Source organism: Blastococcus sp. HT6-4, assembly GCF_039679125.1.
Taxonomy (GTDB): domain Bacteria; phylum Actinomycetota; class Actinomycetes; order Mycobacteriales; family Geodermatophilaceae; genus Blastococcus; species Blastococcus montanus.
On record NZ_CP155551.1, the window covers coordinates 1,293,174 to 1,315,803 of the forward strand.

At 74.6% G+C, this 22,630-nt stretch carries 20 protein-coding genes, 1 tRNA gene, 1 pseudogene and 1 riboswitch; of the genes and pseudogenes, 13 read left to right on the forward strand and 9 right to left on the reverse strand.

The features are described 5' to 3' along the window. Window positions 1-453 precede the first annotated feature (453 nt). Together ABDB74_RS06335 and holA are read left to right on the forward strand one after the other, a co-directional pair. Window positions 454-1,857: pseudogene (locus ABDB74_RS06335) on the forward strand (ComEC/Rec2 family competence protein); the annotation flags it as partial. 331 nt (window positions 1,858-2,188) lie between these two features. Beyond that, window positions 2,189-3,190, forward strand: a complete 1,002-nt coding sequence (gene holA / locus ABDB74_RS06340; RefSeq protein ID WP_346622620.1) for a DNA polymerase III subunit delta — start codon at window positions 2,189-2,191, stop codon at window positions 3,188-3,190. Between the two features lie 162 nt (window positions 3,191-3,352). On the opposite strand, the gene rpsT is transcribed toward holA, so the two are convergent. Continuing rightward, window positions 3,353-3,613, reverse strand: coding sequence for a 30S ribosomal protein S20 (gene rpsT, locus ABDB74_RS06345; protein WP_346622621.1), 261 nt, complete (start codon window positions 3,611-3,613; stop codon window positions 3,353-3,355). Window positions 3,614-3,813: 200 nt separating this feature from the next. Here rpsT and lepA point away from each other — a divergent pair, with 200 nt between their 5' ends. The 5 genes from lepA (at window position 3,814) to ABDB74_RS06370 (ending at window position 9,387) form a co-directional block, all read left to right on the forward strand. Next, entirely contained in the window at window positions 3,814-5,664 is a 1,851-nt protein-coding gene (lepA, locus tag ABDB74_RS06350; protein WP_346622622.1) for a translation elongation factor 4, read from the forward strand. A 23-nt stretch (window positions 5,665-5,687) separates the two neighbouring features. After that, on the forward strand, window positions 5,688-6,317 hold the full coding sequence (locus ABDB74_RS06355; RefSeq protein ID WP_346622624.1) for an MOSC domain-containing protein: 630 nt from the start codon (window positions 5,688-5,690) through the stop codon (window positions 6,315-6,317). Between the two features lie 64 nt (window positions 6,318-6,381). Beyond that, complete coding sequence (locus ABDB74_RS06360; RefSeq protein WP_346622625.1) at window positions 6,382-7,104, forward strand: LppX_LprAFG lipoprotein; 723 nt, start codon at window positions 6,382-6,384, stop codon at window positions 7,102-7,104. Beyond that, window positions 7,073-8,827, forward strand: a complete 1,755-nt coding sequence (locus ABDB74_RS06365) for an MFS transporter (RefSeq protein WP_346622626.1) — start codon at window positions 7,073-7,075, stop codon at window positions 8,825-8,827. The genes ABDB74_RS06360 and ABDB74_RS06365 overlap by 32 nt, the downstream gene beginning before the upstream one ends. A gap of 168 nt (window positions 8,828-8,995) precedes the next feature. Next, window positions 8,996-9,061, forward strand: a riboswitch (guanidine-III (ykkC-III) riboswitch). A gap of 11 nt (window positions 9,062-9,072) precedes the next feature. Continuing rightward, a complete protein-coding gene (locus tag ABDB74_RS06370; RefSeq protein ID WP_346622627.1) occupies window positions 9,073-9,387 on the forward strand; it encodes an SMR family transporter in 315 nt (104 codons plus the stop codon). A 93-nt stretch (window positions 9,388-9,480) separates the two neighbouring features. Here the strand turns inward: ABDB74_RS06370 and ABDB74_RS06375 are convergent, their stop codons facing one another. The 7 genes from ABDB74_RS06375 to ABDB74_RS06405 form a co-directional block, all read right to left on the reverse strand. Further along, window positions 9,481-10,446, reverse strand: a complete 966-nt coding sequence (locus ABDB74_RS06375; protein ID WP_346622629.1) for a zinc-binding dehydrogenase — start codon at window positions 10,444-10,446, stop codon at window positions 9,481-9,483. Window positions 10,447-10,524: 78 nt separating this feature from the next. After that, complete coding sequence (locus ABDB74_RS06380) at window positions 10,525-11,628, reverse strand: ATP-binding cassette domain-containing protein (RefSeq protein WP_346622631.1); 1,104 nt, start codon at window positions 11,626-11,628, stop codon at window positions 10,525-10,527. Between the two features lie 31 nt (window positions 11,629-11,659). Next, window positions 11,660-12,970 (reverse strand): ABC transporter substrate-binding protein, encoded by a 1,311-nt coding sequence (locus ABDB74_RS06385; protein WP_346622633.1) that lies wholly within the window; start codon window positions 12,968-12,970, stop codon window positions 11,660-11,662. A 62-nt stretch (window positions 12,971-13,032) separates the two neighbouring features. Continuing rightward, the gene (locus tag ABDB74_RS06390; protein ID WP_346622635.1) at window positions 13,033-13,884 is read right to left on the reverse strand and encodes a carbohydrate ABC transporter permease; all 852 of its coding nucleotides are present in this window, start codon (window positions 13,882-13,884) and stop codon (window positions 13,033-13,035) included. Beyond that, window positions 13,881-14,846: a sugar ABC transporter permease gene (locus ABDB74_RS06395; RefSeq protein WP_346622637.1), complete on the reverse strand. Its 966-nt coding sequence runs from the start codon at window positions 14,844-14,846 to the stop codon at window positions 13,881-13,883. The genes ABDB74_RS06390 and ABDB74_RS06395 overlap by 4 nt, the downstream gene beginning before the upstream one ends. Before the next feature lie 197 nt (window positions 14,847-15,043). After that, window positions 15,044-16,051, reverse strand: coding sequence for a selenide, water dikinase SelD (selD, locus tag ABDB74_RS06400; protein ID WP_346622638.1), 1,008 nt, complete (start codon window positions 16,049-16,051; stop codon window positions 15,044-15,046). 9 nt (window positions 16,052-16,060) lie between these two features. After that, window positions 16,061-16,447 (reverse strand): hypothetical protein, encoded by a 387-nt coding sequence (locus ABDB74_RS06405; RefSeq protein WP_346622640.1) that lies wholly within the window; start codon window positions 16,445-16,447, stop codon window positions 16,061-16,063. 65 nt (window positions 16,448-16,512) lie between these two features. Between ABDB74_RS06405 and ABDB74_RS06410 the strand changes: the two genes are divergently transcribed. The 3 genes from ABDB74_RS06410 to selB all read left to right on the forward strand — a co-directional run bounded on the left by ABDB74_RS06410 (window position 16,513) and on the right by selB (window position 19,705). Then, window positions 16,513-16,608, forward strand: a tRNA-OTHER gene (locus ABDB74_RS06410). 29 nt (window positions 16,609-16,637) lie between these two features. Next, window positions 16,638-17,969 carry an L-seryl-tRNA(Sec) selenium transferase gene (gene selA, locus ABDB74_RS06415; protein ID WP_346622642.1) on the forward strand — a complete coding sequence of 444 codons (1,332 nt, stop codon included), beginning with the start codon at window positions 16,638-16,640 and terminating at the stop codon, window positions 17,967-17,969. Beyond that, window positions 17,960-19,705 carry a selenocysteine-specific translation elongation factor gene (gene selB, locus ABDB74_RS06420; RefSeq protein WP_346622643.1) on the forward strand — a complete coding sequence of 582 codons (1,746 nt, stop codon included), beginning with the start codon at window positions 17,960-17,962 and terminating at the stop codon, window positions 19,703-19,705. The genes selA and selB overlap by 10 nt, the downstream gene beginning before the upstream one ends. A gap of 93 nt (window positions 19,706-19,798) precedes the next feature. On the opposite strand, the gene ABDB74_RS06425 is transcribed toward selB, so the two are convergent. Next, complete coding sequence (locus ABDB74_RS06425; protein WP_346622644.1) at window positions 19,799-20,566, reverse strand: enoyl-CoA hydratase-related protein; 768 nt, start codon at window positions 20,564-20,566, stop codon at window positions 19,799-19,801. A gap of 69 nt (window positions 20,567-20,635) precedes the next feature. Between ABDB74_RS06425 and hemW the strand changes: the two genes are divergently transcribed. From hemW to ABDB74_RS06440, 3 genes are all read left to right on the forward strand, one after another. Beyond that, entirely contained in the window at window positions 20,636-21,874 is a 1,239-nt protein-coding gene (hemW, locus tag ABDB74_RS06430; RefSeq protein WP_346622646.1) for a radical SAM family heme chaperone HemW, read from the forward strand. 121 nt (window positions 21,875-21,995) lie between these two features. Further along, window positions 21,996-22,172 (forward strand): hypothetical protein, encoded by a 177-nt coding sequence (locus tag ABDB74_RS06435; RefSeq protein ID WP_346622647.1) that lies wholly within the window; start codon window positions 21,996-21,998, stop codon window positions 22,170-22,172. 85 nt (window positions 22,173-22,257) lie between these two features. Beyond that, on the forward strand, window positions 22,258-22,572 hold the full coding sequence (locus ABDB74_RS06440) for a TraR/DksA C4-type zinc finger protein (protein ID WP_346622648.1): 315 nt from the start codon (window positions 22,258-22,260) through the stop codon (window positions 22,570-22,572). Window positions 22,573-22,630: the final 58 nt, after the last annotated feature.

A 22,630-nucleotide genomic window follows, 5' to 3' on the forward strand; every position in this document is an offset into this window, starting at 1 on the left:
GCCGCGGGGCGCGAGTCGTCGCCGCTGCGCGACCTCGTCGCCGCCGGGGGAACGGCCGAGGTGACGCTGACCGTGCGCGGCGACCCGCGTCCGGTCCGGGGCGCCGGCGCCCCCCGGGTGCTGCTCGACGCCCGGATCACCGCGCTGAGCCACGGCTCCACCCACCACCGGCTCGACGACGCCGTCCTGGTGTTCGCCCCGGGCGACGGCTGGGCCGGGGTGCTGCCCGGGGAGGAGGTCCGGGTGCGCGCCGGCATGGGGCCACCTGCTGCCGGCGACGACGTGCTGGCGGTGCTCTCGGCGCGCGGCCCGCCGGAGCCGGTGGCCGGCCCCGGGGCGGCGCAGCGGGCGGCGGGTGCGCTGCGGGGCTCGCTGGCCACCACCTCGGCCCGCGTCCTCGACCACCGGTCCGGTGGGCTGCTGCCCGGGCTGGTCGTCGGCGACACGCGCGCCATGGACGAGGTCCTGGACGAGGAGTTCGAACGGGCCGGGCTGTCGCACCTGACCGCCGTCTCCGGCGCGAACGTGGCCATCGTGATCGCCGCGGTCCTCCGGCCGCTGCGCCGTCACGGGGTCGACCGCCGGGTGCAGGCGCTCGTGGCCCTCGTGGCGCTGGCCGGGTTCGTCGTCCTGGCCCGGCCGAGCGCGAGCGTGCTGCGCGCGGCCGCGATGGGCGCGGTCACGCTCGTCGCGCTGGCGTCGGGGCGGTCCCGGGCGGCGCTGCCGGCCCTCGGTGCCGCCGTCGTGGTGCTGCTGCTCGCCGACCAGGGGCTGGCCCGCGACCCGGGCTTCGCGTTGTCGGTCGTGGCGACCGCGGCCATCGTGCTGCTCGCCCCGCCCTGGGCCCGCCGGTTGCGCGCCCGGGGCTGGCCGCCGCTGCCGGCCGACGCGGTGGCGGTCAGCGTCGCCGCCGGCCTGGCGACGGCGCCGCTGATCGCCGGGCTCAACGGGATCGTCAGCCTGGTGTCGCTCCCGGCGAACCTGCTCGCCGCCCCCGCCGTGGCCCCGGCGACCGTGCTCGGGCTGCTCGCCGTGCCGGCCGGGCTGGCGCTGCCGTGGCTCGGGGACGCCCTGGTGTGGCTGGCCGGCTGGCCGGTGCGCTGGATCGTGCTGGTGGCCGAGCGCGCGGCCGCGGTCCCGGACGCGGCCGCCGGCTGGCCGGCCGGGGTCGTCGGCGCGTCGGTCCTGGCGGCGCTCCTGCTCGTCGGGGGGTGGCTGCTGTGGCGGGTCCCGCCGCTGCGCGCCGTCGGGCTGGCCGTGCTGGCCGCGCTGGTCCTGGTCGGCTGGCCGCTGCGGCAGCAGCTCGACGGCTGGCCCGCCGACGGTGCGGTGCTGGTGGCCTGCGACGTCGGCCAGGGGGACGCGCTCGTCCTCCCCGTCGGCGGTGGGCGCGGCGTCCTGGTCGACGCCGGGCCCGACCGCGCCGCGGTCGACCGGTGCCTCGACCGGCTGGGCATCGACGAGCTCCCGCTGGTGCTCCTCTCGCACCTGGACGCCGACCACGTGGGCGGCCTCGACGGCGCGTTCACCGGGCGCACCGTCGGCGTGGTCGCCACCGGTGTCCTGTCGCCGGCCGACGACCGCGCGCCGGCGGTGGACCGGCAGGTGCACCGGGCCGGTGGCACGCGGACGGTGCTCGTCCCGGGCGATCGGCGGGCCGTGGCCGGCGTGGAGCTGGAGGTGCTGGCCCCGGCACCCGGGAGGGCCACCGCGTCGGCCGAGGCCAACGACCTCTCGCTGGTGGTCCGGGTGACGGTGCGGGGGTTGCGCATCCTGCTCACCGGCGACCTGGGCGCGGAGGCGGAGGCCCGGCTCCGGCGGGACGGGACCGACCTGCGCGCCGACGTGCTCAAGGTGCCGCACCACGGCAGCGGGGACGCCGACCCGGCCTTCCTCGCCGCCACGGGGGCGCGCGTCGCGCTCATCTCCGTCGCGGCGGACAACACCTACGGCCACCCGGCGCCGCGGCTGCTCGAGTGGCTGCGCGAGTCGGGCATGCGGGTCCACCGCACCGACCGGGAGGGCGACCTCGCGGTGGTCGGGGAGGCGGGCGACTGGGGCGTCGCCGGGCGGGGGAGCAGCGCGGGGGTGGACGCCGCCGGGGCCGCTCCCGACCGTCCCGCGACGGCCGCCGTGCACGCCCGGGCGGGCGGCGGGAACCGTCGGCCCCCCGTGACACGATGGCGGCGTGACGGCGTCCCCGGTCGAACCCACCTCGCGGCTGCGCGTGGTCATCGGCGAGGAGGAGCTGCTCCGGTCGCGCGCCGTGAGCGCCGTCCGCACCGCCGTGCTCGGCCGCCACCCCGACGCGGAGGTCCACGAGCTCGCCGCCCTGGGGCTGCCGGTCGGGCAGCTGGCCGACGCGCTGGCGCCGTCGTTGTTCGGTGGGCACCGGCTGGTGGTCGTGACCGGGGTGCACGAGTCGGCCGGTGCGCTGGCCGATGCCCTGACCGCCTACGCGAAGGACCCCGACCCCGACCTCACGCTCGTGATCGTCCACTCCGGGGGCAAGCGCAACGAGGCCCTGGTCAAGGCGTTCAAGGCCGCCGGCGCGGCGGTCGACGAATGCCCGAAGGTGACGTCCGTCGGCGACCGCATCGCCTTCGTGCGCAACGAGGTCCGCCGGCTCGGCGGCCGGATCGCCCCCGATGCGGTCACCGCCCTGGTCGACGCGATCGGCGCCGACCTGCGGTCGCTCTCCGCCGCCGCCGGCCAGCTCGTCTCCGACTTCGGCGGAAGCATCGACGCCGACGACGTCGCCCGGTTCCACCGCGGGCAGGGGGAGGTCACCGGCTTCACCGTGGCCGAGCGGGTGCTGACCGGCGACCGCGCGGGCTCGATCGAGATGCTGCGCTGGGCGCTGGAGCGCGGGGTGGCCCACGTGCTCATCGCGGACGCCATCGCCGACGGCGTGCGCACCGCGGCCCGGGTGGCCTCGCTCAGCTCCAGCAACCCGGGCGACCTCGCCCGGACCCTGAAGATGCCGCCGTGGAAGGTGAAGAAGGCGCAGGCGCAGGCGCGCGGGTGGAGCATCGAGGGGCTGCAGCAGGCTCTGGGCGTCACCGCCGGCCTCAACGCCGACGTCAAGGGCGCCGCGGCGAGCGCCGACTACGCCCTCGAGCGGGCCATCCGCCGGCTCGTCACCATCCGCACCGAGACCGGCCGGGGACGGGCTCGCGCCGGACGCTGATCCGACGAGCACCCCGGCGCTCCAGCGGGGACGCCACCACGACAGCAGGTGGAGCCGGACCCCCGGACGGGAAGCCGGGCCACGGTGCCGCAACGCGACGAGCCCCCGTCCCGGAGGGGACAGGGGCTCGTCGCATCCGCGCCGGAGGCGCGGGACGCCGGCTCAGAGGCCGGCGACCTGCTTGGCCAGACCCGACTTGCGGTTGGCGGCCTGGTTCTTGTGGATGACGCCCTTGCTGGCGGCCTTGTCGAGCTGCTTCGCAGCGGCCTGGTACGCGGCGCTCGCGGCAGCGGCGTCCCCGGACTCGGCGGCGGTGCGGACGCGCCGGACGGCCGTCTTCAGGGCGGACTTGACCGCGACGTTGCGCTGACGCGCCTTCTCGTTGGTCTTGATCCGCTTCATCTGGGACTTGATGTTCGCCACGCGTGAGCCTCGGTGTCTCGACAGGAGGGAGTACTTCTGACAGTGCGTCCGGGCATGCGCCACAGGACCGGCCTGCAAAGATACCAGCGTCTCGCCGGCGGCCCCACCCCGCGGTCCGGGGCCCTCCCGCACACCTCGCACGGGCCGGTCGTCGCGCCGCTCTTCGGCCCCGGCCGGTGACGTGGGACGATGGCGGCACTGTGACGACTCCTGCTGCCACCGATCCGGCCCTCATCCGGAACTTCTGCATCATCGCCCACATCGACCACGGCAAGTCGACGCTGGCCGACCGGATGCTCGAGGTCACCGGACTCGTCGAGGGCCGCCACATGCGCGCCCAGTACCTCGACCGCATGGACATCGAGCGCGAACGCGGCATCACCATCAAGGCGCAGAACGTCCGGCTGCCGTGGACCCCGCGCTCGGGGGCCCACACCGGCACCGAGTACGTGCTCGACATGATCGACACCCCCGGCCACGTGGACTTCACCTACGAGGTGTCCCGGTCGCTGGCCGCCTGCGAGGGCGCCGTCCTGCTGGTGGACGCCGCCCAGGGGATCGAGGCCCAGACGCTGGCGAACCTCTACCTGGCGCTGGAGAACGACCTCACGATCATCCCGGTGCTGAACAAGATCGACCTGCCGGCCGCGCAGCCCGAGCGCTACGCCGAGGAGATCGCGCACATCATCGGCTGCGAGCCCGAGGACGTGCTGCGGGTCAGCGGGAAGACCGGCGTCGGGGTGCCCGATCTCCTCGACCGCATCGTGGAGGAGATCCCGGCACCGACGGGCGAGGCCGGCTCCCCGGCACGGGCCATGATCTTCGACTCCGTCTACGACATCTACCGGGGCGTGATCACCTACGTCCGCGTCGTCGACGGCCGGATCGCCGCCCGCGACAAGATCAAGATGATGTCGACCGGTGCGACGCACGAGCTGCTGGAGATCGGCGTGATCTCGCCGGAGCCCAAGCCGGTGGACTCCCTCGGGGTGGGCGAGGTCGGTTACTTCATCACCGGGGTGAAGGACGTCCGCCAGTCCCGCGTCGGCGACACCGTCACCCTGCAGCACAAGCCGGCGGCGGAGTCGATCGGTGGCTACCGCGACCCCAAGCCGATGGTCTACTCCGGCCTCTACCCGATCGACGGCAGCGAGTACCCGCTGCTGCGCGAGGCGCTGGACAAGCTGCTGCTCAACGACGCCGCGCTGGTCTACGAGCCGGAGACCTCGGCAGCGCTGGGCTTCGGCTTCCGCGTCGGCTTCCTGGGCCTGCTGCACCTGGAGATCGTCCGGGAGCGGCTCGAGCGCGAGGCGGGCATCAGCCTCATCTCGACGGCGCCCAACGTCGTCTACCGCGTGATCATGGAGGACGGCACCGAGATCACGGTGACCAACCCCAGCGACTGGCCCGAGGGCAAGATCGACAAGGTCTTCGAGCCGATCGTCAACGCCACGATCATCGCGCCCAGCGACTACACCGGCGCGATCATGGAGCTCTGCCAGGGCCGCCGCGGCCAGCTCGGCGGCATGGACTACCTGAGCGAGTCGCGCGTCGAGCTGCGCTACACGCTGCCGCTCGGTGAGATCATCTTCGACTTCTTCGACGCGCTGAAGTCCCGCACCCGCGGCTACGCCTCGCTCGACTACCAGGAGGCCGGCGAGCAGGAGTCCGCGCTGGTCAAGGTGGACATCCTGCTGCAGGGCGAGGCCGTCGACGCGTTCAGCGCGATCGTGCACAAGGACAAGGCCTACAGCTACGGCGTGATGATGGCCGGCAAGCTCCGCGAGCTCATCCCGCGCCAGCAGTTCGAGGTGCCGATCCAGGCCGCCGTCGGCTCCCGGGTGATCGCCCGCGAGACCGTCCGCGCCATCCGCAAGGACGTCCTCGCCAAGTGCTACGGCGGTGACATCACCCGCAAGCGGAAGCTGCTGGAGAAGCAGAAGGAGGGCAAGAAGCGGATGAAGATGGTCGGCCGCGTCGAGGTCCCCCAGGAGGCGTTCGTCGCCGCGCTCTCCACCAACGAGTCCACCGCCTCGGCCAAGCCCAAGTGACGGGGCGGGTCGACGCCGTCTGCGTGTCCGGGGCCGATCTCGTCCCGCTGCCCGGCCGCCGGCCCGACCGCAGCGGCATCCACAAGCGGTCCGTGCCCGGCCGCGTCGCCGTCGGGACGCTGGGCCTGGACGGCGACGTCCAGGTCAACCGCAAGCACCACGGTGGTGAGGGACAGGCCGTCTACGCCTACGCCCAGGAGGACGCCGAGTTCTGGATCGCCGAGATCGGCCGCGCGCTGCCGCCCGGCATGTTCGGCGAGAACCTGCGGACGACGGGCCTGGACCTCACCGGCGCCGTCCTCGGTGAGCGCTGGCGGGTGGGGACCGCGCTCCTGGAGGTGACCGCGCCCCGGATCCCGTGCGCGAACTTCGCCCGCTTCTGGGACGAGCCGCAGCTGGTCAGGCGGTTCACCGCACACGGCGCCAGCGGGGCGTACCTGCGCGTCCTGGTGACCGGGGAGATCGGCGCGGGTGACGTCGTGGAGATCGAGGAGCGTCCCGGGCACGAGGTGACGGTCGGGCTGGCGTTCCGGGCGTTCACGACGCAGAAGTACCGGATCGCCGAGCTCGAACCGGCGTTGCCCCATCTGCCCGACAAGGACCGCTCGAAGGTGGCGGGGAGGATCGCCCGGCGGATCGCTCCCATCCTCTAGGGCTCCGGCGCGCTAGTGTCCGCCGCGACGGCGGGGGAACTCCCGCCGGAACGGGGAGGTCGCCATGCTGGTCCGTCGGTCGGGGCTCGCGCTCCTGGCGCTCGCCGTGTTCACCGGCCCTGTCCTCGCCGGATGCGAGTCCGAGGGGGCCGGGGAGGCCACGGAGACCGAGGAGTCGGCGGCCGACCTGCTGGAGCGGGCGAAGCAGACCCTCGACGACTCCGAGAGCGTGCACTTCGTGCTCAGCAGCGAGGGCGCGCCGACGACGGGCACGGTCCTCGTCGGCGGTGAGGGGGACATGGCGCGCCCGGCCTCCTTCGACGGCACGCTGCAGGTGCTCGCGCTCGGGTCGACCCTCGACCTGGAGGTGGTGTCGGTCGACGGCACCGTCTACGCGCAGCTGCCGTTCACCAGCGGCTTCACCGAGATCGAGCCCGAGCAGTTCGGTTTCGGCGACCCCGGCGAGCTGATGGACCGCGAGACGGGCATCTCGCAGCTGCTCGCCGAGGCGCAGTCGGCCGAGCTGGGGGAGGAGCGCCGCGTGGACGGCGAGGTGGTGCGCGAGGTGACCGCCGAGCTGCCCGGTGACCTCGTCGAGCAGATCCTCGACAGCGCGGACCCCTCCCAGCCGGTGCAGGCCCGCTTCTCCATCGCCCCGGACAGCGGGGAGCCGCGCCGGGCGGAGCTGACCGGGCCGTTCTTCGAAGCAGGCGAGGACGCCACCTACACCCTCGAGCTCAGTGACTTCGGGGCCGATGTCGAGATCACCGCACCCACCACAGGCTGAGGCGCCGGCCGCCCCGGGCCGGGGTGCCCCGGGGCTGGCCGCGATCGGCCTCGCCACCCTCGCCGTGCTGGTCACGGCCGCCGACACCTACGTCGTCGTCCTGGCGCTGCCGGACATCCTCACCGGCGTCGGGGTGGGCATCGGTGAGCTGCAGAGGGCGACGCCGATCGTCGGCGGTTTCCTCCTGGGCTACACGGCGACGCTGCCGCTGCTGGGCCGCCTGGCCGACCTGCGCGGGCGGATGCCGGTCCTCATCGGCTGCCTGCTGCTGTTCGCGCTCGGCTCGCTGCTGACCGCCACCGCCGTGTCGCTCGGGCCGGCCGTGGCCGGTCGCGGGCTGCAGGGCATCGGCGCGGGCGGGCTGGTGCCGGCCACGCTGGCGCTGGTCGCCGACCGCTGGCCGCCCGAGCGTCGCTCGGTCCCGCTGGGCGTCGTGGGAGCGGTGCAGGAGGCCGGTGCCGTGCTGGGCCCGCTGGCCGGCGCGGCGGTGCTGGCGTTCGCCGACTGGCGGGCGATCTTCTGGCTCAACCTGCTGCTCGGGCTCGCGCTCGCGGCCGGGGTGGTCGCCACCGGCCGCGTGCGCCGCCCAGACCCGCTCGGGCTGGTGCTCGCCGCCGTCGCCGCCGGGGCGCTCGGCCTGCTGCTGGCCGAGCCGTCCGCGCTGGCCGAGGACGTCACGCTGGGGCTGCTCTACGTCCCCCTCGCCGAGGGGTGGGGCTGGAGCACGCCGCTGCTGCTGCTCACCGTCGTGGCCGCCGCCGGGCTGGTCGTCCGCGGCGCCGTGCACCCCACGGGCGCCGTCCTCCCGTTGCGGGGGCTGAGCCGGCTGGCCCGCGAGGTCGACGTCCTCGGATCGACGCTGGCCGTCCTGGCGCTGGGTGCGCTCGTGTGGGCGTTCGCCGCCGCCGACACCTCGCGGGAGGTGGTGGCGCACGGCTGGGTGCTGCTGCCGCTGGCCGCCGTCGCCGCGGTGCTGTTCGTGCTGCACGAGCGGCGCACGGCCGACCCGGTCCTGCCGCTGGCCGCCCTCCGGCCGGTCGGGGCGTGGGGCGCGATGCTGGTCAACCTGCTGGTGGGCGTGGCGCTGGTGGCGGCGTTGGTGGACATCCCGCTGTTCGCCCGGGCCACCACGGCGCCGGGGGACCAGCTGGAGGCGGCGCTGGTGCTGTTGCGGTTGCTGGTCGCCGTGCCGGTGGGTGCGGTCGCCGGTGGGTGGCTGTGCCGGGTCGTCGCGCCGCGCGTCGTCGCCGGCGGCGGGATGGCGATGACCGCGGCGGCGTTCGTCGCCATGACCACCTGGGACGAGCGGTCGCTGGACGGCGCCGGGTCGACGGTGGTGCTGCTGGCCGCCGGCCTCGGGTTCGGCCTGGCGATCGCGCCGGTGAACGCCGTGCTGCTCGCGGTCACGCGACCGGAGGTGCACGGCAGCGCGAGCGCGCTCGCCGTCGTCGCCCGGACCGTCGGCATGCTGGCCGGGCTGTCGCTGCTCACCGCCGTCGCGCTGCGCCGGTTCACCGCCGAGGTGGCGGCGATCGGCACGCCCATGGAGCTGTGCCCGACCTCGCCCGCGGACTGCGCCGCCTACGACGCCGCGACGGCGGAGGCGCTGCTCACCCAGCTGCACACGGTCTTCGCCGGCGCGGCGATCGCGGCCGGGCTGGCCTCCGTCGCCGCACTCGTGCTGCTGCGGAGCCCGGTCCTCAGGGGGTCGGCGCGAGCCTGAGGTCGTCGCGGAGCGCCGGGACATCGACGCCCCCCGTCGCGGCCGGGTACGCGCAACGAGCGGGCGGCCGTGAGCCCCACCGCCGGGTCCTATGTGCCGTCGGCCGAGTCGCACGGTCGACCGGAACGGGCGACGGGGGATGGCGGAGCGAGGGGATGACAGAGTGGCGGGGAGCCGGGACCACGGCTCCCGGACGAGCGGTGCCGTACCCGGTGTGCGACAAGACGGCGCCAGAGGAGCCCGCGATGTCGTGGTTGGTGCTGGTCGTGTCCGGGATGCTCGAGGCGGTGTGGGCGGTCGCGCTCGACCGGTCCGAGGGCTTCAGCCGGCCGGTGCCCACCGCCGTCTTCGTGGTCGCCCTGGCCGCGAGCATGGGCGGGCTCGGCTACGCCCTGCGTGAGCTGCCGGTGGGCACGTCCTACGCCGTCTGGGTCGGGATCGGGGCGGTGCTGACGGTGGCCTGGTCGATGGTCACCGGCGCCGAGACGGTCTCGGTGGTCAAAGTGTTGCTGCTCGCCGGGATCGTCGGCTGCGTGATCGGCCTGAAGGTCGTGGAGTGACCCGGGTGCCGAGTGGGCAGTCGGTGCCCGCCGACGCGGAGTGTCCGCGCGTGGCGGCGACCGCGACCGCCCACCCGGCGGGTGGCGCCCCGCTCAGAGGGTGAAGACGATCTTCCCGTTGGTGCGCCCCTCGAGCATCCGCTCGAAGCCCTCCCGCGCCTGCGCGAGCGGCAGCTCGACGTCGATCTGCGGCCGGATGCCGGTGACGGCGCACATCTGGATCAGCGCCTCCAGCTCCGCCTTGGTGCCCATCGTGGAGCCGATGACCGACAGCTGGGTGAAGAAGACCCGGTTGAGCTCGGCGCCGGGGTTGAAGCCGGTCGTGGCGCCGGAGGTGACGAGCACCCCGCCGGGCTTCAGCGACTTGATGCTGTGGCTCCAGGTCGCCTCGCCCACGGTCTCCATGACGCCGTCGACCCGCTCGGGCAGCCGGGCACCGCTCTCGAAGGCCTGCTCGGCGCCCAGCGCGAGGGCCGCGGCGCGCTTCTCCTCGCTGCGGCCGGTCACCCACATCCGGTAGCCGGCCGCCCGGCCCAGCACGATCAGCGCCGTGGCCACCCCGCCGCTGGCGCCCTGCACCAGCACCGTCTGCCCGGGGCGCAGCCCGGACTTCACGAACAGCATCCGGTAGGCGGTCAGCCAGGCCGTGGGCAGGCAGGCGGCTTCCGCGAACGAGAGCTCCGCCGGCTTCGGGAGGAGGTTGCGCCGGGGGACGGCCACCTTCTCCGCCATCGACCCCTGGTGCACCTCCGACAGGAGTGAGCGCTTCGGGTCGAGCGTCTCGTCGCCCATCCACTCGGGGGTCGAGATGACCCCGTGGACCAGGACCTCGTTGCCGTCCTCGTCGATGCCCGCGGCGTCGGTGCCCAGGATCATCGGCATCCGCTCGGCCGGGAGCCCGATGCCCTGCAGGCTGAACAGGTCGTGGTGGTTGAGCGAGACCGCCTTCACCTGGATCGTCGTCCAGCCCTCCGGCGCCCGCGGCTCGGGGCGGTCGCCCACCTCGAGCACGGAGAGCGGATCCTTCGGGGCAGGGGCGGAGACGAAGGCAGCCAGCATGCACGGGACGCTAACTGAGCTGTTCCGGCGCGGCGACGCGGGCCGCCGGGGGATACCCGGCGGCCCCCACCGACCGCCTCACCGCAGCGCGACGCCCTCGCGGTCGAACACCAGCGCCTCGTCGAGCCGGACGCGGAGCGCGAGCTCCGCGTCCACCTCGACGCCGAGGCGCTTGTCGAGCCGGACGACCAGGTGGTCACCGCGGTGACCGACTCCGGCGGACAGGCCGACCGGCTGGACGAGGGCGAAGATCTCCGCGCCCGTCCGCTCGACCCGGACCACCCGTGCCGTCAGCCGGTCGTCCGCGCCGGAGGTGCCCGCACCGGTCACGTCGACGCCCTCGGGCCGGATGCCGATGGTCACCGAGTCGGACCCGGTCGCCGTCACCGGCAGCGGGACCTGCAGCGATCCCGCGACCACCGCACGACCGTCGCGGACCGGCACCCGGTCGAGCAGGTTGATCGAGGGTGACCCGATGAACCCGGCGACGAACGTGTTGACCGGTCGCTCGTAGAGCTCGGTCGGGGTGCCGATCTGCTGCAGCCGCCCGTCCCTCAGCACGACGACGCGGTCTCCCATCGTCATGGCCTCGGTCTGGTCGTGCGTGACGTAGACCGTGGTGGTGCCCAGCCGCTTCTGCAGGGCCGCGATCTCCGCCCGCGTCGAGACGCGCAGCTTGGCGTCCAGGTTGGACAGCGGCTCGTCCATGCAGAAGACCTTGGGATCGCGCACGATGGCGCGGCCCATGGCCACCCGCTGGCGCTGGCCGCCGGACATCCGGGCCGGCTTGCGGTCGAGGAGATCCTCCAGCTGCAGGATCCGCGCGGCCTCGGCCACCCTGGTCCTGATCTCTGCCGCGTCGACCCCCAGGTTCTTGAGCGCGAAGGCCATGTTCTCGCCGGCGGTCATGCTGGGGTACAGCGCGTAGCTCTGGAACACCATCGCCACGTCCCGGTCCCGGGGGCGGCGACCGGTGACGTCGACGCCGTCGATGCACACCCGCCCCGAGCTCACCGGCTCGAGGCCGGCGAGCATCCGGAGGCTGGTGGACTTGCCGCAGCCCGACGGGCCGACGACGACCATGAACTCGCCGTCGCTGATCGTCAGGTCCAGACCGTCCACCGCGGGGCGCTCGCTCTGCGGAAAGGTGCGGGTCGCCCCCTCGAAGGTCACCGCCGCCACGGCGGTGCCTCCTCGTCGCTCGGCGCGGCGGTCACAGCTTCGGCTCGATGTCGCGCTCGTAGACCGTCGTGCTCTCCGCCTCGAGCTGCCCGAAGACCGTCGCCACGTCCTCGCCGCCGATCGTGATCCGGTCCAGCCCGGCGCCGATGCGCGCGCCACCGCCGGGGAGGAGAACTCGGGCGTTGTCCTGCGACGCGGTGACCTCGAGCTGCTCGATCGCGGTGCGGAAGTTCGGGTTCTCCTCCAGGAAGGGCTTCATGTCGGGGTGGTCGACGGCGTCCTTCTGCACGGGCATGTAGCCGGTCGCCTGGCTGAACGTCACCGTGTTCTCGGTGTCGGTGAGGAAGGCGATGAGCTCCATGGCCGCCTCCTTGCGCTCGTCGGAGATGCGCTCGGGGATGGCCAGGCCGGCGCCGCCGGTCGGGACGCCGGGGGTGGGGCCGGGGAGGAAGGCGGTGCCGATCTCGAACCCGGCGGTGCCGGTGAGGCCCTTCAGGGAGCCGGTCGACTGCAGCAGCGAGGCGGCCTGGCCGGCGCCGAACTGGTTGTTGGCGTCATTGGAGATGGCGATGTGCTGCTGCTGGTACTGGTCCTGCAGGAACTCGCCGGCCTCGATCGTCCCGTCGGACGTGAAGGTCATGTCCCACTCGTCGGAGTAGGAGCCGTCGAAGGTCCACACCATTCCCTGGAAGTACCAGTCGAGGTAGTTGCTCCCGTCGGGCAGGACCATGGGGGCGACGCCGCCGTTCGCGGCCGCGAGCTTCGGAGCCCACTCGGCCCACTCGGCCCACGTCTCGGGACCGCGGTCGGGGAGGCCGGCGGCGCTCCACATGGCCTTGTTGTAGTAGAAGAGCGGCGTCGAGCGGGCGTAGGGCAGGGCGTAGTGCTCGCCCTCGAAGGTGTAGTCCTCGCGCAGCGAGTCCACGTAGCCCTCGCTGTCCACGCCCACGGTCGACCACAGCTCGTCCATGGGCGTGATGGCGTCGGTGAGCGCGAAGTTGAACCAGGTGACGTCGGAGACGACCACTACGTCGGGCAGCTCCCCGCCGGACAGGGCGGCGTTGAACTTCTGGGCGACCTCCTCGTAGTTCTTGCCGGCGGTCACCAGGTTCACCTCGATGCCGCTCTCCTCCTCGAAGGCCTCGAGGAGCTCGGTCTCGACGGCCTTCGACTCCCCGGGGTGGTTGGACCAGAAGGTCAACGTCTCGACCGGACCCTCGCCGCTCGCGCCGGCGCCGGCGTCGTCGGCGGAGCCGGTGCCGGCGCAGCCGGTGAGGGCGAGCGCGGCGAGCGTCGCGGCGCCGGTGAGGCGGAGCAGGGGACGGCGTCCCGATGCGGTCATGAGGGGGCTCCTGTCGTGGATCGTTCGGTGGTGTCGCCGGGCTGTGCCGCCCGGAGTCGGGGTCAGCCCTTGACGGCGCCGGCCGTCAGGCCCTTGATCATGTGGCGCTGCAGCGCCAGGAAGATCAGCAGGATCGGCAGCATCGTCAGCACGGTGCCGGCGAGCACCGGCCCCCAGTTGGTCAGTCCCTGGGTGTCCTGCAGCTGGGCCAGGCCGACGGGCAGCGGTGCGATGCGGGCGTCGTCGGCCATGAGGAGCGGCCAGAGGTACTGGTTCCACTCGGTGACGATGGTGATCAGCGTGAAGGCGATGAGGGTGGGCCAGGACATCGGCAGCACCACTCGCCAGAGCATCCGCAGCGGCCCGGCGGCGTCCATCTCGGCGGCCTCGATGACCTCCCGGGGCAGCGCGAGGAAGTGGTTGCGCATCAGGAAGGTGCCGAAGGCGACGCCGGCCAGGGGGACGATGATCCCGGTGAAGGTGTTCCGCCAGCCCAGCTGGGCGACCAGCGCGTAGTTGCTGATCATGGTGATCTGGTTGGGCACCATCAGGCTGCCGATGACGAAGAGCAGCACCAGGGTGCGGCCGGGGAAGCGCAGGAACGCCAGGGCGAAGGCCGACAGCACCCCGAGGACCACCTGGATCAGCGTGAGCGCCGAGGTGATGATGATCGAGTTGCGCAGGTAGTCGCTGAAAGCGACCCCACCGCCCACAGCGGTGTAGTTGTCGAACGTGAGCGGGTCCGGCCACCAGCTGACCGGCACCGTGTAGATGTCGGGCCGTTCCTTGAGCGACGAGATCAGGATCCAGTACAGCGGCACCGCGACGAGGAGCACGACGAGGAGGAGACCGGCGTAGCCGCCCAGGCGACCGAGCGGACCGGTGCGGCCGGCGGGGGATTCGGTGGTGGTCACTGCTGCTGGCCCCGCTCCATGGCGCGGACCTGGACCAGCGTGACCACGAGCAGGATGACGAACATGATCGTGGCGACCGTGGCGCCGAAACCAGCCCGCTGGTTGACGAACGTCTCCTGGTAGACCTGGTAGACCATCGTCGTCGTGCCGTTGCCCAGGGGGCCGCCCCTGGTCATGGTGTCGATGATGTCGAAGACCTGGAAGCTGTTGAGCAGCACGGTGATCAGCAGGAAGAAGGTGGCCGGCCGCAGCTGCGGCCAGGTGACCCTGCGGAACTTCGCCCACGCGGATGCCGCGTCGATCTCGGCCGCCTCGTCGAGCTCCGCCCGCCGTCCCTGCAGCGCGGCGAGGTAGATCACGAAGGTGTAGCCCAGGTTCTTCCAGATGTAGGTCGTCGTCACCATGAACAGCGCCCACTCGGGATCCTGGTAGAAGGCCGGCGCCTCGACCCCGATCCGGCCCAGCAGGTCCTGGATCAGGCCGAAGGTCGGGTCGAAGACGAACTGGAAGGCGACCCCGACGGCCGCGCCGGCGACGACGAACGGCGCGAACACCAGGGAGCGCACGGCGTTGCGGCCGAACAGGTTCCGGTCCAGCAGCAGCGCCAGTGCCAGCCCGAGGGCCATCGAGCCGAGGACCGCCGCAGCGGTGAAGACGACGGTGTTCCACAGCACGGTGTGACTGGCGGAGCTCGTGAACCACTCGACGTAGTTGTCGAAGCCGATGTAGGAGGCCGTGGGCGAGGAGATGTTCCAGTCGGTGAACGACAGCCGGACGTTGTCCAGCAGCGGCCGGTACGTGAACACCGCGAGCAGCACGAGGTTCGGCAGCAGGAACGCGCCGGCGACGAGGATGCCGCGCCGGCGCCCACGTTCGCGCGGCTCCCGGCGGTGCTCCGGTGGCCGGGGCGGAAGTGCCGGAGCCGTCCCCGCAGGGGCGCCGACGACGAGGTCTGTGGCCACGGGGAGACCGTGGCGGGACCGGATGAACGGATACCGGGACTCAGGCGGCTGACCGACTACAAGATCATGAACGTCTGCTACTTGGCGTTTGCGCCGAGCTGCACACGGCAACGGCCACCCGCTGGCCTCCGGCTCGCGCGGTTGCGACGGCCACTACCTGTCCGAGGTGCCACCCGTTCGACCTCCAGGGGCGTCCCTCAGCGGACGACGACGACGAACTCCCCGCGCGGCACGAACTCCCCGATCACCGGGGAACCGGGGATCTCCCCGCCCAGCAGCAGGCCCCCGGAGGTCTGCGCGTCGGCGAGCAGCAGCGCCTCGTCCTCGGATACCGCCGACAGGTCGGTGTGCGGGCGCACCCAGTCGAGGTTGCGGCGGGTGCCGCCGGAGACGAACCCGGCGGCCAGCGCCTCGCGCGCACCGGTCAGGTAGGGGACGGCGGCGGCGTCGACCACGGCGGTGACCCCGCTGGCCCGCGCCATCTTGTAGAGGTGGCCCAGCAGCCCGAACCCGGTGACGTCGGTGCCGGCCCGGATCCCGGCGGTGACGGCGGCCTGCCCGGCGGCCCGGTTCAGCGCGGTCATCGAGGCGACCGCCTCCTCCGACACCTCGCCGGTCGCTTTCATCCGGCTGTTGAGCACGCCGACGCCGAGCGGTTTGGTGAGCGTCAGCGGGGTTCCGGCGACGGCCCCGGAGTTGGTGACGATCCGATCGACGTCGACGACGCCGGTCACCGCCATCCCGTACTTCGGCTCGGGGTCGTCGATCGAGTGGCCACCGCCCACGTGGCAGCCGGCCTCCTGCGCCACCTCCAGCCCGCCGCGCAGCACCTCGGCGGCGAGCTCGGCGGGCAGCACGTCGCGGGGCCAGCCGAGCAGGTTGACCGCGACGACGGGGACCCCGCCCATGGCGTAGACGTCGGAGAGCGCGTTCGCGGCCGCGATCCGGCCGAAGGTGTACGCGTCGTCGACGACCGGGGTGAAGAAGTCGGTGGTGAGCACGAGGCCCTGCCCGCCGGCGATCCGCACGACGGCCGCGTCGTCGCCGTCGTCCAGGCCGATCACCAGCTCGGCGTTCGGTGCGGACGGCCCGGTGGCGGTCAGGCCGGCGACGACGGCCTCCAGCTCGCCGGGCGGGATCTTGCAGGCGCAGCCCCCGCCGTGCGCGTACTGGGTGAGCCGGACGGTCGCGGGCGCGGTGGTCACGCCCCGAATCTAGGCGCGGCCACCCGGGAGCACGACCAGCCGGGGCGGCTGCGCCGCCCCGGACCCCGACCGCGGCCCCTCGTGCCCTGGGCGCAGCGCCCGGCCGGCCGGGTGCCCCGACCGCGCCACCTCGCCGGACCCGGCCCACCCGGGGCGGGGCGAGGCTCCGCCCGGGCGTCGCGCACCCCCGACGCGAGCCACCGCCGCGAGCAGCCGGGCACGCCGGCGCGGATCGGGCTCGAGCGCGGCCAGCACCTTCTCCAGGGCCGCCTGGCCGGCCTCGGCGTACGGGCCGTCGGGGCGGGCCGCGAGGGCGGCCGCGACCGCCGCGGCCTCCTCGGGCGTGAGGGTGACCGGCGGCAGCGGTGCGGGGGAGCGGGGCCCGGTGCGGTTCACGTCCCGGAGGATGGCAGCGACCTCCGACAGTTCCCGGTGGGCGATCGGGACGTAGGCTGCCGGACGGAGGCGTCAGGGTGTCTGGTGGCCCCCGCGGCCTCTAAAGCCGACGTGGCCGAGCAACTCGGTCAGGCGGGTTCGATTCCCGTCCGCCTCCGCCAACTCTTCCCCGCACATACGCTGCGGGGCGATGTCTCCCGACCCGACGACCGGCGATCCGCGCCGGCGCGTCCCCCGCACCGACACCCTGCTGGCCGACCCCCGGCTGGCCGCGGCCGGGGACCGGCTGGGCCGCGGCCTGGTGAAGAGCGCGGTCCAGCGGGTGCAGCAGCGGGTGCGGACCGGCGAGGTGGCCCCCGACGCCGCCGTCGGCGCCGTGCTGGCCGAGCTGCCGGCGACGGCGGGGAGCCTGCGTCCGGTCCTCAACGCCACCGGCGTGGTCGTGCACACCAACCTCGGCCGGGCGCCGTTGTCGCCGGCGGCGGTGGCCGCGGTCGTGGCCGCCAGCGGCACCACCGACGTGGAGCTCGACCTCGCGACCGGCCGCCGCGGCCCCCGTGGTGAGGCGGCGATCGCGGCGCTCCTCGAGGCCGTCCCCGCCGCCGAGGCCGCGATCGTGGTGAACAACTGCGCGGCGGCGCTCGCCCTGGTCGCCACGGCCCTGGGGCAGGGGCGTGAGCTCGTGCTCGCCCGCGGGGAGCTGGTCGAGATCGGCGACGGCTTCCGCATCCCCGAGCTGCTGCAGACGACCGGCGCGCGGCTGCGCGAGGTCGGCACGACCAACCGGGTCGCCCTCGGCGACTACCGCGGCGCGCTGGGCCCGGAGACCGGTGCGGTGCTGAAGGTGCACCCGTCGAACTTCGTCGTCCGCGGGTTCACCCGCTCCGTCGAGGTGGCCGAGCTCGCCGCCGCGCTGGAGGGCACCGGGGTGCCGCTGGTCGCCGACGTCGGCTCGGGGCTCCTGCGGCCGCACCCCCTGCTGCCCGACGAGCCGGATCTGCAGACCACGCTCGCCGCCGGGGCGGACCTCGTGCTGGCCAGCGGCGACAAGCTGCTGGGCGGGCCCCAGGCCGGGCTCGTCCTCGGCCGGGCGGAGCTGGTCCAGCGGCTGCGCCGGCATCCGCTGTACCGGGCACTGCGGGTGGACAAGACGACGCTGGCCGCCCTCGAGGCGACGCTGCGCGGGCCGCTGCCGCCGGTGGCCGAGATGCTCGCCGCCGACGTCGACGGGCTGCGCGCCCGGGCGCGGGCGGTGGCCGGGCGGCTGGTCGAGGCGGGGGTGGACGCCGCCGCCGTGGACGCCGACTCCCGGGTCGGCGGGGGAGGGGCGCCCGAGCACCCGCTGCCGGGCGCCGCCGTCGCCCTGCCCTCCGCGTTCGTCGAGCCGCTGCGGGGGGCGACGCCGCCGGTCGTCGGCTACCTCGACGAGGGCCGCACGCTGCTGAACCTGCGCAGCGTCCCGCCCGAGGCCGACGACGACCTGGTCGCCGCCGTCCTGGAGGTGGCCCGCCGGTGGACGTGATCGCGACCGCCGGACACGTCGACCACGGCAAGTCGGCGCTGGTCCGTGCGCTCACGGGCATGGAGCCCGACCGCTGGGCGGAGGAGCGCCGCCGCGGCCTCACCATCGACCTCGGCTTCGCCTGGACGACGCTGCCGTCGGGACGCCGGCTGGCGATGGTCGACGTGCCCGGCCACGAGCGGTTCGTCGGGAACATGCTGGCCGGTGTGGGGTCGGTGCCCGCGGCGCTGGTCGTCGTCGCGGCCGACGACGGCTGGTCGGCGCAGACCGCGGAGCACGTCGCCGTCCTCGATGCGCTCGGTGTGCGGCACGCCCTGCTCGCGGTCACCAAGGCCGACCTCGCCGATCCGGCCCCCGTGCTCGCCGACGCGCGGGAACGGCTGGCCGGGACGTCGATGGGCGCGGTGCCCGGGGTGGCGGTGAGCGCGGTGACCGGCTCCGGGCTGCCCGAGCTGATCGCCGCGCTGGAGGAGCTGCTGGGCGTCCTGCCCGCCCCCGATCCCGAGGCGCCCGTCCGGCTGTGGATCGACCGGGCCTTCACCATCAAGGGGGCCGGGACGGTGGTCACCGGCACCCTCGCCGCGGGCTCGGCCGCCGCGGGGGACCGGTTCCTGCTCGGCGACCGGGAGGTGACCGTGCGGGGCGTGCAGTCCCTGGGCGCGCCCGTCGAACGGGCACGGGCCACCGCGCGGGTGGCCCTGAACCTGCGCGGGGTCGCCGTGGAGGACCTGTCCCGCGGTGATGCCCTGCTCACCCCCGGGGCCTTCCGGCGCACCGACGTCGTCGACGTCACCCTCGCCGGCGAACCGGACGACCGGCTGCCCACCGAGCCGGTCGTGCACGTCGGTTCGGCCACGGTCGGCGCCCGGCTGCGGCCGCTCGACGGCGCGGCCGTGCGGCTGCGGCTGAACGAGCCGCTGCCGCTGCGGGTCGGCGACCGGCTGCTGCTCCGCGATCCCGGCGCCCGGCGGGTGCTGGGGGCCGACGTGCGCGACGTCGACCCTCCGGAGCTCCGCCGCCGGGGCGCCGCGCGGCAGCGGGCCGCCGACCTCGCCGCCCAGCCGACGGGCAGCGAGGGAGCGGCGAGCGACCTCGCCCGCCGCCGGATCGTGCGGGCCGCGGACTTCGCCGCCATGGGCTGGCCGGTGCCCGCCGGTGCCACGGTGCACGGGCCCTGGCTGCTGGCCGCCGGGCTGGCCGACGAGCTGGCCGAGCGGGTGCCCGACGTCGTCGGCCGCTACCGGAGGCTGCGGCCGCTGGAGCCCGGACCGCCGGCGGAGGTCGTGCGCCGGGCCCTGCAGCTGCCGGACGCCGACCTGGTGGCCGCGCTCGTCCGGGCGCCGCTGGTGCTGCGCGAGGGACGGGTCGTCGACGGCGCCGCGGTCCTGCCGCCGGAGGTCCAGCGCGCGGTCGACGCCGTCCGCGCCCGGCTGGCGGCTGACCCGTTCGCCGCCCCCGAGGCGCCGGACCTGGTGGCGGCCGGCCTCGGTGTGCGCGAGCTCGCCGCCGCCGTCCGCAGCGGCCAGCTGGTGCGGATCGGCGAGGCGGTCTACCTGGCGCCGGGCATCGCCGACGTCGCCCGGACCCGGCTGACCGCGCTAGCGCAGCCGTTCACCCTCAGCCAGGCCCGCCAGGCGTGGGGGACCAGCCGTCGCGTCGCCGTCCCCCTCATGGAGTGGCTCGACGCCCAGGGCGTCACCGTCCGGCAGCCGGACAACACCCGCCGCCTGCGCTGACCCGCGAACCCGGGCGGAGACCCTTTTCCGGAAGGTCGGTCTCTGCCCAGCATGGTGGGCAGAGACCGACCGAGCCGGGAATTGCGTCCTCGGTCAGTCGGTGGGCACCCAGCGGGCGGGGCGCTTCTCGCGGAAGGCGGCGATGCCCTCCTGGCCCTCCTCGCCGGCGAAGAACCGCGCCGAGAGGTCGAGCAGCTCGTCGAAGGCCAGCTGCGGCTGACGGGCCCGCAGCAGCCGCTTGGTCGCGGCCAGTGCCTCCGGGGCGCCGGCGGCCAGTGCGGTGAGCTGCCCGGCGAGCACCGCGCCGACCTCGTCGTCGGCGGCCACCAGGTCGACCAGCCCCCCGGCCGCGGCGGTGTCCGCGTCGAACACCTCACCGGTGAGCGCGAGACGGTGCGCCACGTGCGTGGTCATCCGGGGCAGCACGACGGCCGAGATCACCGCCGGCACGAGGCCCAGCCGCACCTCGGAGAAGGCGAAGGTGGCCGACGACGCGGCGACGACGACGTCGCAGGCGGCCAGCAGCCCCACCCCGCCGGCACGGGCCGGTCCCCGGACGACGGCGACGACCGGCTTGGGTGCGGACCAGACGAGTGAGAGCAGCTGCGGGAACTCACGCACTCCCTGGTCCTCCGACGACCCCCCGGACGCCTCGGAGAGGTCCATGCCGGAGCAGAAGACCCGGCCGGTGTGGTCGAGCACGACCACCCGCACGGCGTCGTCGGCCAGCGCCTCCTCCAGGGCGGCGCGCAGCTGGGCGCGCATCGCCCGGGACAACGCGTTGCGGTTGCCCGGGGAGTCGAGGGTCAGCGTGGCGACGCCGCGGGAGACGGACACCTGCAGCACTCGGTCGGAGGTCACGCCCGGCATCCTGCCCGCGCCGGCGGCAGCCGGCACCCGGCCCCCGGGGAGCAGGCACACTGGGAGCAGATGAACACCGTCCTGCCGCTGCTGAACGACGCGGGCCTGCCGCCCGGCTCGCCCGGGCCCGACCGGCTACCCGACAGCGCCCGCGCCGGCCTGGCCACCACGCCGTTCGGGCTGTACGTGCACGTCCCGTTCTGCGCGACCCGCTGCGGCTACTGCGACTTCAACACCTACACCTCCGAGGAGCTCGGCCCCGGGGCGAACCGCAGCGAGTACGCCGGCACCGCGATCGCCGAGCTCGAGCGGGCCGCCCGCACCCTCGGGCCGGACCTGCCGACCGTCTCGACGGTCTTCGTCGGCGGCGGCACCCCGACGCTCCTGCCGGCCGATGACCTCGCCGCCGTCCTCGCCGCGATCAGGCGGCGCTTCCCGGTCGCCGACGACGTCGAGGTGACCACCGAGGCCAATCCGGAGACCGTCTCGCAGGGCTCGCTGGCACGGCTCCGCGAGGCCGGGTACACCCGGGTCAGCCTCGGCATGCAGTCCGCCGCCCCGCACGTGCTCGCCGCGCTCGACCGGAGGCACACCCCCGGCCGCGCCGTCGAGGCGGCGCACGAGGCCCGCGCCGCCGGGTTCGAGCACGTCAACCTGGACCTGATCTACGGCACGCCGGGGGAGACCGAGGCCGACTGGGCCGCCTCGCTCGACGCGGTCCTCGCCTCGCCGGTCGACCACGTCAGCGCCTACGCGCTGATCGTCGAGGAGGGCACGAAGCTCGCCCGCCGGGTGCGGCGGGGTGAGCTGCCGATGCCCGACGACGACGTCCTGGCCGACCGCTACGAGCAGGCCGACGCGACGTTGGGCCGGGGCGGGTTCCGGTGGTACGAGGTCTCGAACTGGGCCACCTCCGACGCCGCCCGCTGCCGGCACAACGAGCTGTACTGGGCCAACGCCAACTGGTGGGGCGTCGGCCCCGGTGCGCACAGCCACGTCGGCGGGCTGCGCTGGTGGAACGTCAAGCACCCGGCCGCCTACGCCGACCGGCTCGCCCGCGACCAGACCCCGGCCCAGGACGCCGAGCTGCTCGACGAGGCCGACCGGGCGCTCGAGGCGGTGATGCTCGGGCTGCGGCTGCGCGACGGGCTGCCGCTCACCGCGCTCACCGACACCGGCCGCGCCCGGGCCGCCGACGCCGTCGCCGGCGGGTTGCTGGACCCGGCGGCGCACGACCGCGGCCGCGCCGTCCTCACCGATCGCGGCCGGCTGCTCGCCGACGCGGTGGTCCGCGATCTCACGGACTGAGCCCCGCCGACGCAGGGCCGGAGCCCGGATCTCACCCGAAAGAGCGGGATTCGCGGGGCCGATCTCGGCTATGGTCCCGGTTCCGGCAACGGCGCCGGGGAGTCCGAGGAGGTGGTCCGCGGTGGTGGTCGCAGCAGCACGCCGGGCCGGGGACCCCTCGTCGGCTCCCGCCGCTCCACCGTTCGCCCTGTCCGGTGGGATGCGGCTGGCCCTGGCCATGAACCGCCGCGCTCGCGGGTTGCGCGGGCTCGACGTGCTGCGGCGCAGCCAGGACCGGGCCCCGCCGCACGGCGCCTGACTCCGCCCCGGAGTCCCGATCCTCCGACCTGACGCGCCACCGGCCCGGTGACCGCGTCCTTCCGCGTTGCCAGAAGGAGACCCGCATGTCCGCCAGTCTCGATGCCATGACCGCCGCCTCGGCGGATCGCTTCCGCACCCTGCTGGAGGCCCAGCGCGCCGACTGCGTGCAGCAGCGCGAGGAGGCCCTCGCGGAGTGCGCCACCTCGGTGCCCGACCCCGTCGCGCAGCGCCGCAGCGCCGACCTGCAGCTCCAGATCGAGGAGATCGACGCCGCGATCGGCCGGATCGACGGGGGGACCTACGGCCGGTGCACCGGGTGCGGCACCGCGATCCCCGAGGAGCGGCTGGAGCTGCGCCCGTTCGCCCGCACCTGCGTGGCCTGCACCGCCGCCGCCTGACCCTGCCCGTCGCCGGCCGCGCCTGACGGATGTCAGACGCGGCCGGCGACGTCCGGCA

Bases quoted from the DNA above. Each gene is read 5' to 3' on its own strand.
- ABDB74_RS06440 (WP_346622648.1), top strand. From the start codon at position 22,258: ATGTCCGCCAGTCTCGATGCCATGACCGCCGCCTCGGCGGATCGCTTC.
- selA (WP_346622642.1), top strand. From the start codon at position 16,638: ATGTCTCCCGACCCGACGACCGGCGATCCGCGCCGGCGCGTCCCCCGC.
- hemW (WP_346622646.1), top strand. From the start codon at position 20,636: ATGAACACCGTCCTGCCGCTGCTGAACGACGCGGGCCTGCCGCCCGGC.
- ABDB74_RS06360 (WP_346622625.1), top strand. From the start codon at position 6,382: ATGCTGGTCCGTCGGTCGGGGCTCGCGCTCCTGGCGCTCGCCGTGTTC.
- ABDB74_RS06385 (WP_346622633.1), bottom strand. From the start codon at position 12,970: ATGACCGCATCGGGACGCCGTCCCCTGCTCCGCCTCACCGGCGCCGCG.
- ABDB74_RS06365 (WP_346622626.1), top strand. From the start codon at position 7,073: ATGTCGAGATCACCGCACCCACCACAGGCTGAGGCGCCGGCCGCCCCG.
- ABDB74_RS06375 (WP_346622629.1), bottom strand. From the start codon at position 10,446: ATGCTGGCTGCCTTCGTCTCCGCCCCTGCCCCGAAGGATCCGCTCTCC.
- ABDB74_RS06370 (WP_346622627.1), top strand. From the start codon at position 9,073: ATGTCGTGGTTGGTGCTGGTCGTGTCCGGGATGCTCGAGGCGGTGTGG.